The organism is Caldifarcimen microaerophilum (assembly GCF_055387105.1).
This window is the reverse complement of record NZ_AP038914.1, coordinates 1,984,644-1,998,485: the sequence shown is the minus strand read 5'-3', so window position 1 is coordinate 1,998,485 and position 13,842 is coordinate 1,984,644. Positions and strand designations below refer to the sequence as shown.

The window sequence follows — 13,842 nt, the reverse complement described above, 5'->3', positions numbered from 1 at the left end:
CAAAGGAGGACAGAGCCGATGGAGTGGACGACGGTGGTAAACTATGCATGGGTCCTGGGTGCACTGGGCGTGCTGGTGGCCGTTGGCACCTACTTTTCCATCTTTCGCCTGCCTGCCGGGGATGAGCGGATGCAGCGGTTTGCCCGCGCCATCCACGACGGGGCGATGGTATTTCTGCGCCGGGAATACTCTGCCATTGCGATTTTCGTGATCATTGTGGCCGCGGTGCTCTTTCGCTTCTTCGGCTGGCAGACCGCCCTCGCTTATATCTCGGGCTCGGCAAGTTCCATGCTGGCCGGGTTCATCGGGATGAAAGCCGCCACGCGGGCGGCGGTGCGAACCACAGAGGCGGCCCGCACGGGAGGGGCACCGCAGGCCCTGGCCGTGGCCTTCAAGGGTGGTTCGGTGATGGGGGTGGCGGTGGCCGCCCTGGGCCTTCTGGGTGTGGGTCTCTTTTTCGCCTGGATCGGAGATCCCCAGGTTCTCTCGGGCTTTGCCATGGGCGCCTCTTCGGTGGCTCTGTTCGCCCGTGTGGGAGGGGGGATCTACACCAAAAGCGCCGACGTGGGCGCGGACCTGGTGGGGAAGGTGGAGGCTGGAATCCCTGAGGACGATCCCCGCAACCCTGCGGTGATCGCCGACAACGTGGGAGACAACGTGGGCGACACCGCCGGGATGGGGGCGGACCTGTTTGAATCCTATGTGGGCTCGGTGGTGGCCACCATTGCCATCGCTGCCACCTCCGCGACCCTTGTTCCCAAATCCCTGTATATGGGCTATCCTGTCCTCATGATCGCTCTGGGGCTTGTGGCTTCCCTTATCGGGATCTATTCCATTGAAATCTTCAAGCGGATGGATCCCGCCACAGCCCTCCGGAACGCCACCTATGTGGCGGCGGCCATCTTTCTGATCGCTGGCTACTTCATCACCCGCACCTTTCTGGCCGGAGACCTTGCGCCCTACTGGGCCATGGTGGCCGGGATGATCGCGGGTCTTCTCATTGGGCTGGAGAGTGAGTTTTACACCTCCGGCAAGCCCATCCTCCGGATTGCCCACTCCGCGCCTTTTGGGCCAGCCAACGTGATCATCGTGGGCATCGCCGTGGGCTTTGAAAGCGTGGTGCTTCCCCTTCTCACCATCGTTGCGGCTATCTATGTTGCCTTTCTCCAGGCCGGCCTGTATGGGATTGCCATTGCGGCGGTGGGTATGCTCTCCACCATCGCCATCGTGATGTCCACGGACTCCTATGGTCCCATCGCCGACAACGCGGGTGGGATCGCCGAAATGTCCCAGCTGGGCGAAGAGGTGCGGTCCATCACGGACCGGCTGGATGCCCTGGGCAACACCACAGCCGCCATCGGGAAGGGTTTTGCCATTGGTTCCGCCGCCCTCACCGCCCTGGCCCTGTTCTCTGCCTATCAGCAGGCGGCCGGGATTGAGGCCATTGACCTCACGGATGTGCACACCGTGATGGGTCTTTTCCTGGGCGGTGCCCTGCCCACGCTGATCGCCGCCCTCACCCTTCAGGCGGTGGGCCGGGCGGCCAACCGGATGGTGGATGAGGTCCGCCGGCAGTTCCGGGAAATCAAGGGGCTCATGGAAGGCAAGGCCGAGCCGGATTACAACACCTGCATTGACATCGTGACCCGTGCGGCTCTTCGGGAGATGATCATTCCCGGGGTGGTGGCGGTGGTGAGCCCCGTTCTGGTGGGCTATTTCCTCGGGAAAGAAGCCCTGGGTGGTTTTCTTGCCGGGGCCACGCTGATGGGGGTGGTGATCGGTCTCATGATGGCAAACGGAGGCGGAGCCTGGGACAACGCCAAAAAGTGGATTGAGGCCGGGAACCTCGGAGGTAAGGGCTCGGATGCCCACAAGGCGGCCGTGGTCGGCGATACGGTGGGCGATCCCTTCAAGGACACCACCGGCCCGTCCATGAACATCCTGATCAAGCTCATGTCCATTGTGTCCCTGGTGTTTGCCCCCATCTTTCCCAAGTGATCCAGAGGCTCTGTCGGATCGGTCGCTGGGGAGGGCTCGCTCTGGGCGGGCTCTCCCTTTTTCTTTCCGGAGCCCTGCCCCATCGGCCCGGCATGCTTTCGTTCCCTGAACACCTGATGTTCCGCTTCCTGGTCTTTGGAGTTTTTCTTCTCATCCTTTCCCTTTTTCGCCTGGCTGTGTGGTTTTTCCCCCGGTGGGTTGGGTGGCTTGCGTTTCTGGGGCCTTTCTGGTTCCCCGCGGGGCTTCTCCTCTATCGCGGATCGGGAGACCCCACCGATGTCGCTCTCACCGGGGTGATCCAGATTTTTTGGGGGGCGCGGGTGCCATGTCGTTTCGCCTGAGCCGTCCTTTCCTGGAGGGTGCCCTTGCCGGCGTGGTCGTGTTCGCCGGGGTGGGGCTGGTGGGGCTCCTGGTTCTCTGGCGCCTTTCGGCGGGGCTTCCTCCTCTGGGGCAGATTTTGCGCTACAAAATTCCGGCGCCCACTGTGGTGTATGATCGGAACGGTGTGCCGGTGTTTCGCTTCTTTGAAGAGCGCCGGGAAATCGTGACCTTTCCGGAGATCCCCTCCCGGGTCTGGAAGGCCTTCGTCGCGGTGGAGGATCGCCGCTTCTTCCGTCACTGGGGTGTGGAGCCGGTGTCCATCCTCCGGGCGGTTGTGGTGAACCTCCGGGCCGGACGGGTGGTCCAGGGTGCCTCCACCATCACCCAGCAACTCGCACGGAATCTTTTCCTCACCCAGGAACGCACCCTCCGGAGAAAACTTCAGGAGGCTCTGCTGGCTCTCGAGCTGGAACGGCACTTCTCCAAAGAAGAAATCCTGGAGCGGTATCTCAACCTGATCTATTTCGGCCACGGGGTGTATGGGGTGAAGGCCGCCGCGAAATTTTATTTTGGCAAAACCCTTGAAGAACTTACGCCCCTCGAAATTGCAGTGCTGGTGGGCCTTCCCAAGTCTCCATTGGGGTATTCCCCCCTCCGCCATCCGGATCGGGCCCTGCGTCGGGCGCGGGTGGTTCTTGAGGTCATGCGACGGGAAGGGGTCCTCAACGACATCCTGTATCAGGCCGCCCTTACAGAAACCCTCCAGGTCCAGACGCCGGACACCCTGAAGGCCGTGCGAGGTGTGGGGCGCTATGCCCTGGAGATGATCCGGCAGTACGTCACGGATCGTTATGGCGAGGACTTTCTCTATCGCGGAGGCGGAGCCATCCACACCACCCTGGACTGGACGGTTCAGCAGGTGGTGGATTCCGTGGTGGATACCCTTCTCCCCCGGCTGGAAGAGCGGTTCCTCATCCACCCCACCCGGACGGAGTGGCTGGAAGACTCCGCCCTTCAGGCACAGTATCCGGAACCCCCCTATCTCCAGACGGCGGTGATGGTGATGATCCCGCAGACCGGGGAGGTTCTGGCGGTGCTGGGAGGGCGAAACTTCGGCGAATCCCAGTTCAACCGCACTGTTCAGATGAAGCGCCAGCCCGGATCGGCCTTCAAGCCCTTTGTGTTTCTCGCCGCGCTGGACAACGGCTACCAGCCGGCGGATTCCATTGACGACGAGCCCATCGCCCTGAAACCCGACCCCCGCGAGCCGCCGTGGGTCCCGGAGAACTACGACGGGCGCTATCTCGGACGCATCACCCTTCGCCAGGCTCTGGCCCTATCCCGGAACCTGGCCACCATCCGGCTGGGTCTCGCCGTGGGACCTTCCACCGTGGCGCAATATGCCCGGATCGCCGGGATCCAGAGCCCCATCCCTCCGTATCCCTCTTCCCTCATCGGGGCCGCTGACGTGACCCTGTGGGAACTGATGCGGGCCTATGCCACCCTGGCCAACTACGGCGTGCGGGTGCGGCCTTTCTTCATCCGCCGGATCGTCTCCCGGGATGGGCGGGTGCTGGAGGAGCAGGAACCCCTTGCCCTTCCGGTTCTGGACTCCTCCGTGGTGTATCTCCTCCTCTCCATGATGGAGAGTGTGATCAACGAGGGGACCGGCATTTCGGCACGCCTCCGATATCGTTTCCACTGGCCTGCCGCGGGCAAGACCGGAACCACCGACGCTTATCGGGATGCCTGGTTCATGGGCTTCACCCGCCGGTATCTCGCCGGCGTGTGGGTGGGATTTGACAGCCTGCGGACCATTGCCCGGGGCGCCACGGGGGCGTCCATGGCCCTTCCCATCTGGGCCTCCATCATGAAGGTGCTCCATGGAGATACCCTGCCGGACAGTTTGATCGGTCCCCTTGCGGCACAGGATGCCTTTCCCGTCCCGTCCGGTGTGGTGCGCCTGCCCATCTGTCAGGTCACCGGACTCCTGCCCACGCCCTTCTGCCCGGTTCGGGAAGAAGTCTTCCTTCGCAGTCTCGCTCCCCAGGATACCTGCCCCATTCACCAGGCGCCCACGCGCATCTCTACCACCCGGCCGGAAGATGTGTGGTGGCGGGAGGAGCGGGCCTATCTTCAGGAGAACCGCCCGTGATGGGCCTGGGCTATTCCCCCTTTCAGTCCTTCTGGCCGCTTTTTCTTCACCATACCCTCCTTTCCGGAACTGGTTTTTCCGTCTATCCCCATGCTTTCACGGCCCCCTGGGTGGAGGTGACCACGGCGGCCGGAGAGGCTTTGGGCATGCCGGAACTTCAGCATCTGGGGGTGATGGTCCGGACGCCGGCGGGAGGGGGTTTCCTGACACGATACGGTCCTGACTTTTTCCAGATCGTGCATCTCCGGGCGGGCCTTCGTCCGGGTGTTCCCGTGGGGGTGGGGCTGGATCTCCGGCTGGTGGAAGTGGAAGGGGAAACACCATCGTATTCAGGATCTCTCGTGATTTCGGGGGAGTTCCCCCTGAATCGAGGTGTGTTCTTCTGGGCGCTTGAGACCGACGGTGTTGAAGCCCAGGCATGGGGAACCTTCTGGGTCACGGAGGGTCCGGGCCGACTGGCCCTGGACGGCGAATGGCGGAAAGGGGAATTCTTGGGAAGCGTGGCGTTCCTCCTTGCGCTTCACGAACGGGTGGACATGGGGGTGGCCTTCCACTCCTCCCGCGCCACAGGGTTTCTTATCCGTCTTGTCCCTGGAGAAGGTTTGCTTCTCTCCATCCAGTCCAAAACCCATCCGGACCTTCCTCTGTCCACGGGCATCGGGCTGTCCTTTGTGCCAGGCGTTTGAAGTTTCCGGAGGAACTGCGTATAATAAGACCAATGGAGCCAAGAGACCTCAAACTCAAAGAAGGTTCCGTTCTCCTCGGGGATCCTCTGTGGAAGGTGGGCGATGTCCAGTTCTTCTCGGCCACCTGCCTCACGGAACAGGATATGACCGAGGGTCTGGTGGCCTTTGCAGAAAGCGACGCGTCGTGGGGGCGCGTGCTGAAAGAGCTGGAGCAGGTTCGGGAGATTCCGGGATTCCCGGAGATTTTTGCGGTGAGCGACGAATCCCGCGCCGTGGCCTATCGTTTGCCGGAGGGTGCGCCCCTCACCCATGTGGTGGGGGAATACCGGCACCCGGTCCGGGCTCTCCCCCTTCTCCTGGATCTCATTCGCACCCTGCGGGAGCTCCACACCCGGGGGCATGTCCTTCTGGGCCTGCGCCCCGAGCAGGTGTGGATCACGGAAAAAGGCCGTGCCCTCCTTCTTCGCCTCCCGCCCTGGCCCCGCCCGGGTGAACCGGATTATCTGGATTATGCCGATGGCTATGTCGCACCGGAAGTGATGTTTGGCGGTGAGGTGGGGCCTTCTTCGGATGTGTATGTGATGGGTGCCCTCCTCTATCGGCTGGTGTTCGGCAAAGACCCCGCGGACTTTTTTGCCCCCCAGGTGCGCAGTCCTCTGAGGGAAATCTACCGTGCCCCCTGGCCCGGTGTGGTCCAGATCCTGGTCCAGACCCTGGCCCTTCAGCGGGAACGCCTGCCCGATTGTGAGGCGCTGGAGGATTATGTGGAGCGCATCTTTCGCCTGGAATACGCCCCCCGGATCTATCTGGACGTAGGCGCATTTTCCAGCATTGGGCGCAACCCTTCCCGCCTCCACAACGAAGACGCCTTTTCTTATGCCGTTCGCTATGCCCAGACCCACGAAGAGGGGCTCCAGATTGAGGGGCTGTTTCTGGTGGCCGACGGAATGGGTGGGGCTGCTCGGGGAGAAGAGGCCGCCCGCCTGGCCATGGAGGTTCTCCACCGGCGTCTGGCCCTGGCTCCCTTTGAGACCCTTTCCGTCCGGGAAGCGCTGCAGGAAGCCAACACGGCCGTGTTTTCCCGGGCCAAGGAACTGTATGGGGACGCCTGGGATGCCTATATGGGCACGACGGTCGCCGGTGCATGGGTTCGGTGGCCCTGGGTTCTCGCCTTCAACGTGGGGGATACCCGGATTTACCGGATTTCCGGAGAAACCATGGAACAGCTCTCCGTGGATCACTCGGCCCTGGCCCAGACGGGGGGTGAGGTGGATCCCCGCGGGAATCCATCGCGTCATGAACTTGTCTATGCCGTCGGGCCCTGGAAGGAGATCCCTGAGGAGGGTATCCATGTGGTCAGAGAGCAGATTGCACGGGGCGATGTTCTCCTCCTCCTCACTGACGGGGTGTGGGAATCCCTCACGGACGAGGAGATGGTCCGGTTCACCGCCGAAAGCGTGCACCCCCAGGATCTTGCCCGAAGGCTGGTGAGGGTCGCCGTGGAACGGGGCGGAAAGGACAACGCAACGGCCATGGTGATCCGCGTTTCAGGAGGTGGAGAATGATCTGCCCCACGTGTGGCGTGGCCCTGCCCGATCCTGCGCACGTATGCATGCACTGTGCCCACGCACTCCCTCAGAAGGGAAGCGTGCCTGAAAAAGTGGGGGTGCTGATCTGTGTGGACAACCCGGAGGTGCGCTTTTTCGTCCAGGATCGGGCGATCATCGGGCGTTCGTCCCGGGGAACGGGTCCGGTGGACATCGATCTCAAGGGAATCCCTGGCGCGGAATACGTCTCCCGTCACCACGCCGAGATCTACCGGGAAGGCGACGCCTTCTGGATCCGGGATCTGGAGTCCACCAACGGGACGTTCGTGAACGGTGAGGGGCCCATCCAGAAACCTCGCAGACTGGAAGATGGAACGAGGATCCGGGTGGGGTCCATTGCCTTCGAGTTTCATGTTGAGGAGTCATCCTGATGGATGTCCGGATCTGCATGAGCTGTGGTCACACCAATCCCCCTGACGCCGAGGTGTGCGAGGTCTGCTCGGCACCTCTGGAACGGCGGGTGGAAAAAACGGTGGCCCTTCCGGAAGGGACCATTCTCCGGAACAAATATGCCATCGTGAAACTCCTGGGGCACGGCGGGTTCGGACTCACCTATCTGGTTCAGGATACGGTGCTTCTCGCTCGCCGGGTGCTGAAAGAACTGTTCCCGGACGGAAGTCGCCGGGATGGGTTTCGGGTGGTTCTTCCCCGGGATCTCCGGGACGAGCGGTTTGAGGAGCTCAAAAATCGCTTTCTCCGGGAAGCCCGGGTCCTCGCCCGGTTCACCCATCCCTACATCCCGGCTGTGTTTGAATATTTTGAAGACAACGGCACCGTGTATTACGTGATGGAGTTTGTGGAAGGGGATTCCCTTGCCAAGATGTTCCAGAAACACACGGTGTTCAACGTCCAGCGGGCACTGCGGCTCACGCTGGAAATTCTGGACATTCTGGAGGTCCTCCACGACGAGGGTCTCCTTCACATGGACATCAAACCGGACAACATCCTCCTGCCTCCCAAAGTCAACCACGCTGTCCTGATTGATTTCGGATCCGCGGTGGAGTATGAAAAGGGCGAGCGGCCCGGAACGGTCACGCCGGGCTATTCGCCTCCCGAACAGGCCGGGGTTCTGGATGCGCCTCTGGGACCCTGGAGTGACCTCTATGCGGTGGGCGCCACCCTCTATCAGATGCTCACAGGTCAGATTCCGCCTTCGGCGACAGACCGGAAAATGGGGGTGGAGGTCCTTGCCCCCCGGGAAGTCAACCCCCGGGTGCCCGAAGAGGTGAGCGACCTGGTGATGCACTTTCTGGAGATGGATCCGGAGAAACGGTTCCGTCATGTGGATGAGGCACGGGAGGCCATCGAATCCCTCGGACTCCTGGAAGGGGAATCCCGGAGCACCACCGGCACGACGGGGCGGCGTCGGGGGCCGTCGGTGCTGGAACGTATTCGGGCCCGCCGGGAAGCCCGCAAGTCAAAAAAGGAGAGGCGCTCAGTCCGATCCCGAAAGGAGAAACAGGAGGCGCCCACCACCGGAGAGAAAGAACAGGAAGGAAAGAAGAAAGCAATTGCGCCCTCGAACGTTTCCCCAAACACCTACAAATTCGCTGTCACCGAACGTGTGGAACGCCCCCGGGTGATGCCCACGGCTTCTGCGCGGGTGGGGGATCACGTGTTCGTGCTCTGGAGTGACCACACGGGTCGTCTGTATCGAGCGGACACCCTCCGGGAAGAGCGTTTTGTCCATCTGGCCCACAAAACCCTCCCCACAGCTGTGACGTTTTCCCAGAAGGGCTGGTTTGCCACGGGGGAGGCGTCCGGTGTGATCCGGGTGTGGTCCACCGCTACCTTTCAGCATCGGTTCACCCTCAAAGGTCACCCCGGGTGGATTTCCACCCTCCGGGTCGGACTGGAACCTCACCATCTGATCTCCGGCGATTCCCGGGGCCATGTGATCCTGTGGGATCTGGGAGAAAAGAAGGTGCGGTTTACCGACCATTCCGGAAGTTCCTGGGTTCTTGCGGCCGAAACCCTTTCTCCCCGGATTCTCCTCTATGCCGATGCCCGGGGGGTGGTGGCCCTGCACGATATTCGCCGGAAAGAAAAGGTTCACGAACTCCGGTTGCAGGGCTCGTTTGTGTCGGCGGGGGTGCACCGGGTGGCCATGAAAATGTATCTCGGGACCGCCCGGGGAGAGATCGTCATCGTGGACCTTCACGATCTCAAGGAAGAAGGACGGTTCAAAGCGCATGTTTCGTCGGTCCGGGCCATTGTGGCCTTCCCGGATGTTCCGGTGTGGTGCAGTTTTGACGATGAGGGGACCTGCAAGGTGTGGCAGGGGAAGGAAGAGGTCGGGGTGATCCACCGGGCGGTGGAACAACCCCTCCTCGCCGCCCCCCTGGAAGGGGGAGGTCTCATCGTGCTGACCACATTCGGACAGGTGGTCCACGGTGTGCTGAAAGGTCCCCACTTTCAGAAAGCCGAAGAGGTGGTCTGGGCTCCCTGAGGAAGGAGGGTAAGATGCCCTTTGTCCGGTTTGTGGTACGTCCTCACCGTACCGCGCTTCTTGCGGGGGAACAGCGACCCCAGAAGGTTTTTCTGATGCTGAAGTTTCTCCTGCGCCGTGACCTGGCTGATCATCGCCCGCCCGTGGCCTTTGTCTTCGTGATCGATACCAGCGATTCCATGCGACAGCAGAACCGGATTGAAGGGGCCATCCGGGCGCTGGAAGAGTTTTTGAACTATTCGGAACTCGCCCCCGATGACCGTGTGGCCATCGTGAAGTTTGACGACCGGGCCGAAGTCCTCCTTCCCATGACCCCCCTCTCAGAACGGGGAGAAATTCTGGCGGTGATGGATGCCCTCCGTTCCCTGGGCGGAGGAACGGAGATTGGAGAAGGGCTGCGGAAGGCTTATTCCGAACTTCTCCCCCTGCCCGGCAACGTGCTCCGGAAGGTGTTTCTCCTCACCGATGGTTACACATATGAGGAGGAAGAAGCTCTGAAGGCCGCCGAGGCCCTTTCAGAACTCCGGGTGCCCGTGGTGGCGCTGGGCCTGGGGACGGAATATCACGAAGAATTTTTGATGGAAATTGCCGATCGAACCCACGGGCGGGTCTATCACCTGGACGACGCTTTCCTCCTCCCCGCCATCTTTTATCAGGAGGTGGGCCTGGTGGTTCGGGAGGCAGTGACCGACGTGCAGATGGACCTGAAACTGGAGCCCCGTGTCACCCTGGACGCCATCACCAAAGTGTATCCCAACATTCAGCCCATCCCGGTTGCCAGGCGTCCCTATCCCCTGGGCAACCTGATCACCGGGGATTTCACCGTGTTTGTGCTGGAACTCACCCTGAACCCGCCCTTTGAGGGCGAGCGCTACCCCCTGGGAAATCTTCGATTTTCCTATTACGTTCCGGCCTTTGATGAGCATGAGGATATCGGGGGACAGCCCCTCACCCTCCCGGTGACCCACGATCCCGAAATCGCCCGGGAGGTGGATGACGAGGTGCTGGGCTATGTGGAACAGCGGAACATCGAGAACCTCATCCGTCGTGCCCTCACCGAAGCCAAGACCGATCCCGTCCGGGCCCAGCAAACCCTGCAGATGATCAAATCCATGACCCAGCGGATGGGGAACCCCAACGTGACGGCCATTCTGGATCGGGCCATTCAGGAACTTTCCACCACCCAGCGCCTGTCGCCGTCGGTCACCAAGACGCTGGTGGTGGGAACCCGAACCCAGACCCGCCGGGTGGCCACCAAGGTGGTGGACCCTGAACTCCTTGAAGAGCTGGAAGAACTTGAAGAAGAGGAGTGATCCCCCGATCTCCCTTCCAGGCCTGAAGGGCGCGCACCGTGTGGAAAAGGGGCTTTATCTTCGCATGGCATTCCACGAGCCGGTTCTCTTCGCCTTTGAGGGTTTCCTGGAAGCGGGGGCCATCCATCTCGGCATTGGACCCAATGGAATTGGAAAATCCTCGTTCTTGCGGGCCCTTGTGGGGCTGCTTCCCGTGGAATCGGAGAGTTCGGCGGTGCTGGAAGGACAGGACCTGTTGTCTATTCCACCACGGGAGCGTGCCCGCTGGGTGGGCCTTCTCCCCCAGGTGGAGGGACCCGGCATGGATCTCGCGGTGGAGGAAATGGTCCTTCTCGGGAGCTACCCGCGATGGCAGGGAGGGGTGCCGGGCCCTGAGGATCGCAAACGGGTGAGGAAGGTGCTGGACGATCTGGGGCTCTTGAGGCTCCGGCATCGCCTGTATTCCACCCTTTCGGGAGGGGAGCGTCAGTGGGTGCGGGTGGCCCGCCTGGTGGTTCAGGATCCCCGGGTGGTGTTGCTGGACGAACCCGACCAGCACCTGGACGACGAACGCAAGCAGGCTCTCATGGATCTCATGCGGCGGTGGCGGAACGAAGGGAAGGTGGTCTTCTGGGTCACCCACAATCCCTGCGGACTGGAAAAGCATGCCGACCAGATCTGGCGATTCCGGGAAGGGCATCTTGTCCCCGAAACTGACCCCCGTGTATGATTTTCCCCGGCTTTCACCGGACCTTTCCCGGTTTGCCCGGGAACTGGTGCGGTGGAACGCCCGGGTGAATCTTTTTTCACGGAGCATGTCCCCCCGGGATCTGGAGGAGGAACTGCTGGCCTCGCTGGATCTTGCGAATCTCCTTCCTCCGGAAGGTTGCTGGGCGGAGGTGGGGGCGGGCGGGGGCCTGATGGCGGTCCCCCTCGCCCTTGCCCGGAAGGACCTCCCGGCCGTGTGGCTGGAGCCCCGCATGCGCCGCCGGGCCTTTCTTCTCCACGTTCTGCGGGAACTGAACCTTGCGCACGTCGAGGTTCTGGACACGCCGGTGGAAACGTGGAATCCTTCCCCTCGTCCCGTGCAAATCTGGGTGCGGGCACTCCCCCGGGGGCCCTTCCGGAAACTCCTCCGGCGCCGGAATCACCTTCTTGCGGAGGGAGGAGTGATCATGCACGTTCGTCGCAGTCCGGACGGGCTGGATGAGGCGGACCGGGTGATCCGTCAGGGGGCATTCTGGATCGGGTTCTATGGGCGCTGATCGACTCCTCTGGCTGAACGTTCTCATGGCCGTGCTGGTCCTCGCCGCCAAGTGGGCCGTGTTCCGGTGGACCGGCTCAACGGCGGTTTTTTCGGACGCCCTGGAATCCTTTGTCAATGTGGGCACGGCCTTTATGGTGCTCTGGCTTCGCTCCATCGCCCGGCGTCCTCCGGATCGGACCCATCCTTACGGGCACGAAAAAGCCGAGTCCTTTGCCGCCATGATGGAAGGCGGACTGGTGGTGTTTGCCGGAGGCGCAATTGTCAAGGAAGTGATGGACGCCTGGGCACAGGGGGAAGGCCCCCGGCACCTGATGGAAGGGATGACCGTCCTTGCCGTCCTGGCGGGGGCCTATGCCCTGTGGGGATGGTGGCTTTTGCGGGAAGGGAGGCGAAGGCATTCCCCGGCCATTCGGGCAGAGGCCCAGCATATCCTGTCGGACGTGAAGACCACCCTGGCGGTGGTGGTGGGGGGATGGCTCACCGTGGCCACGGGGTTCCGGTGGCTGGACGGTCTGGTGGCGCTGGGGGTTGCCGTGCACATTGTGTGGATCGGAATCCGGTTGATCCGGGAATCGGTGATGGTTCTCATGGACCAGGCGGTGGAAGAAGAAGTGGAGGCACGGATCTGGGAGGTCCTGCGAACGTTTGAGGGAAGGATTGAAGGGGCCCATCATCTTCGCACCCGGTTCACGGGAAGCCGGCTGTTTCTGGACTTTGACCTGGTGGTGGATCCGGAGATGACCGTCCAGGAAGCCCACGACCTTGCCCATCAGGTGGAAGCCGCCCTCCGACAGGCCTTCCCCAGCGTGCAGACGCACATCCATATTGAACCTGCGGAGCCCCACCGGAAGGGGTTTTTCCCGGATCCGGAGAACCGCAGATCCCGGGAGGACCATGGATAAGCCGGGTCGCCCTTTCCGTTCATGCCGAATGTCAACCGGTTCCGGTTGACATCCCGCGACAAAGCGTGTATCCTTAAAATCGGACCCAAAAATCCAGAATTGAGCCAACCATGACCTTCACAAAAGAAACGGGTTATCTGCTTCGCATGCTGGTCTTCCTGAAAGAAGTGGGAGGCCCGGTGCCGGTGCGGAGGGTTGCAGGGCAGATGGGAATTCCCTATCCCTTCCTGGCCAAACTCGTTCAGCGGGCCAGCCGCCTTGGATGGATTCAATCCAAAAAGGGGCCGGGTGGGGGAATCCAGCTCCGGGTGGATCCCGCTCACCTCCGGGTCCTGGACGTGGTGGAGGCCATTGAAGGTAACGTGTTTGATCGGTGCGTGCTGGGGCTTCCCGAATGTGGAGAGGACCACCCCTGTCCTCTCCATCCCTATGTGGAGCCTCAGAAACGCATGCTGGCGCAGCTGTTTTCGCGCCTGACCCTTGAAGACCTTGAACCTGAAACGGATTTTGAAATCCTTTCACAAGGAGGTGCAGGATGAACAGAGGGTGGATGATCCCGCTGGGGATGCTCCTGGCCCTGTCCACTGTATATGCGGGCGAAACGCTGAACCCGGACGAGTTCTATGACGGCAAGGGCATCGGCCCGGTGGACACGGTGGCTCTTGCCGACACCGTTGACGAAGCCCTGGCCAAGAAGGGCGAGGAGATCTTCAAGCTCAAATGCAGCGCATGCCACGCGATGGACAAGCGGGTGGTGGGCCCGCCTCTCTCCGGCGTGACCAGGCGCCGTCGTCCCGAATGGATCATGAACATGATCCTCAACCCCATGGAGATGATTCAGAAGGATCCGATGGCCAAAACCCTGCTGGGCATGTATTACACCCCCATGACACCCCAGAACCTCACGGAAGAGGACGCCCGGGCGGTGCTGGAGTTTTTCCGCAAGCACGACCAGACCCTCGATGAGACGGCCGAAGAGTGAAGCGAAAACCGTGGGGAGGGACGGAAGTCCCTCCCCACATCTTCTCCCACAAACGGGGCACTGCGGGTTGTGGCTTTCTGTCAAAGTTCACAGGAGCAGCTTCCCGTTCGACCCGTTTGTCTTAAACCTGACACCCTCAGCAAAAAATTTTGTCTCAAATTTGAGACAAACGGGTCCTCAGTT

13 protein-coding genes are annotated in these 13,842 nt (G+C 61.7%); all 13 read left to right on the top strand.

Features of this window, described 5'->3' with window-relative positions:
* Window positions 1-18: 18 nt before the first annotated feature.
* The 13 genes from AC6HU3_RS09465 (at window position 19) to AC6HU3_RS09405 (ending at window position 13,659) form a co-directional block, all read left to right on the top strand.
* Window positions 19-1,998, top strand: coding sequence for a sodium-translocating pyrophosphatase (locus AC6HU3_RS09465; protein ID WP_497473521.1), 1,980 nt, complete (start codon window positions 19-21; stop codon window positions 1,996-1,998).
* A gap of 116 nt (window positions 1,999-2,114) precedes the next feature.
* The gene (locus AC6HU3_RS09460) at window positions 2,115-2,339 is read left to right on the top strand and encodes a hypothetical protein (protein WP_497473520.1); all 225 of its coding nucleotides are present in this window, start codon (window positions 2,115-2,117) and stop codon (window positions 2,337-2,339) included.
* Complete coding sequence (locus AC6HU3_RS09455; protein WP_497473519.1) at window positions 2,324-4,474, top strand: penicillin-binding protein 1A; 2,151 nt, start codon at window positions 2,324-2,326, stop codon at window positions 4,472-4,474. The genes AC6HU3_RS09460 and AC6HU3_RS09455 overlap by 16 nt, the downstream gene beginning before the upstream one ends.
* On the top strand, window positions 4,471-5,160 hold the full coding sequence (locus tag AC6HU3_RS09450; RefSeq protein WP_497473518.1) for a hypothetical protein: 690 nt from the start codon (window positions 4,471-4,473) through the stop codon (window positions 5,158-5,160). The genes AC6HU3_RS09455 and AC6HU3_RS09450 overlap by 4 nt, the downstream gene beginning before the upstream one ends.
* A 32-nt stretch (window positions 5,161-5,192) precedes the next feature.
* Complete coding sequence (locus AC6HU3_RS09445) at window positions 5,193-6,725, top strand: protein phosphatase 2C domain-containing protein (protein ID WP_497473517.1); 1,533 nt, start codon at window positions 5,193-5,195, stop codon at window positions 6,723-6,725.
* Window positions 6,722-7,138, top strand: a complete 417-nt coding sequence (locus tag AC6HU3_RS09440) for an FHA domain-containing protein (protein WP_497473516.1) — start codon at window positions 6,722-6,724, stop codon at window positions 7,136-7,138. Before AC6HU3_RS09445 ends, AC6HU3_RS09440 begins: the two co-directional genes overlap by 4 nt.
* Window positions 7,138-9,216, top strand: coding sequence for a protein kinase domain-containing protein (locus AC6HU3_RS09435; RefSeq protein WP_497473515.1), 2,079 nt, complete (start codon window positions 7,138-7,140; stop codon window positions 9,214-9,216). The genes AC6HU3_RS09440 and AC6HU3_RS09435 overlap by 1 nt, the downstream gene beginning before the upstream one ends.
* 14 nt (window positions 9,217-9,230) lie before the next feature.
* Window positions 9,231-10,529: a vWA domain-containing protein gene (locus tag AC6HU3_RS09430; RefSeq protein ID WP_497473514.1), complete on the top strand. Its 1,299-nt coding sequence runs from the start codon at window positions 9,231-9,233 to the stop codon at window positions 10,527-10,529.
* Window positions 10,513-11,238, top strand: coding sequence for an ATP-binding cassette domain-containing protein (locus AC6HU3_RS09425; RefSeq protein WP_497473513.1), 726 nt, complete (start codon window positions 10,513-10,515; stop codon window positions 11,236-11,238). The genes AC6HU3_RS09430 and AC6HU3_RS09425 overlap by 17 nt, the downstream gene beginning before the upstream one ends.
* Window positions 11,210-11,773, top strand: a complete 564-nt coding sequence (locus AC6HU3_RS09420) for an RsmG family class I SAM-dependent methyltransferase (RefSeq protein ID WP_497473512.1) — start codon at window positions 11,210-11,212, stop codon at window positions 11,771-11,773. The genes AC6HU3_RS09425 and AC6HU3_RS09420 overlap by 29 nt, the downstream gene beginning before the upstream one ends.
* Window positions 11,763-12,677, top strand: a complete 915-nt coding sequence (locus AC6HU3_RS09415; protein WP_497473511.1) for a cation diffusion facilitator family transporter — start codon at window positions 11,763-11,765, stop codon at window positions 12,675-12,677. Before AC6HU3_RS09420 ends, AC6HU3_RS09415 begins: the two co-directional genes overlap by 11 nt.
* Before the next feature lie 110 nt (window positions 12,678-12,787).
* Window positions 12,788-13,216 (top strand): RrF2 family transcriptional regulator, encoded by a 429-nt coding sequence (locus tag AC6HU3_RS09410; RefSeq protein ID WP_497473510.1) that lies wholly within the window; start codon window positions 12,788-12,790, stop codon window positions 13,214-13,216.
* Window positions 13,213-13,659 carry a c-type cytochrome gene (locus AC6HU3_RS09405; protein ID WP_497473509.1) on the top strand — a complete coding sequence of 149 codons (447 nt, stop codon included), beginning with the start codon at window positions 13,213-13,215 and terminating at the stop codon, window positions 13,657-13,659. The genes AC6HU3_RS09410 and AC6HU3_RS09405 overlap by 4 nt, the downstream gene beginning before the upstream one ends.
* The last annotated feature ends 183 nt before the right edge of the window (window positions 13,660-13,842 follow it).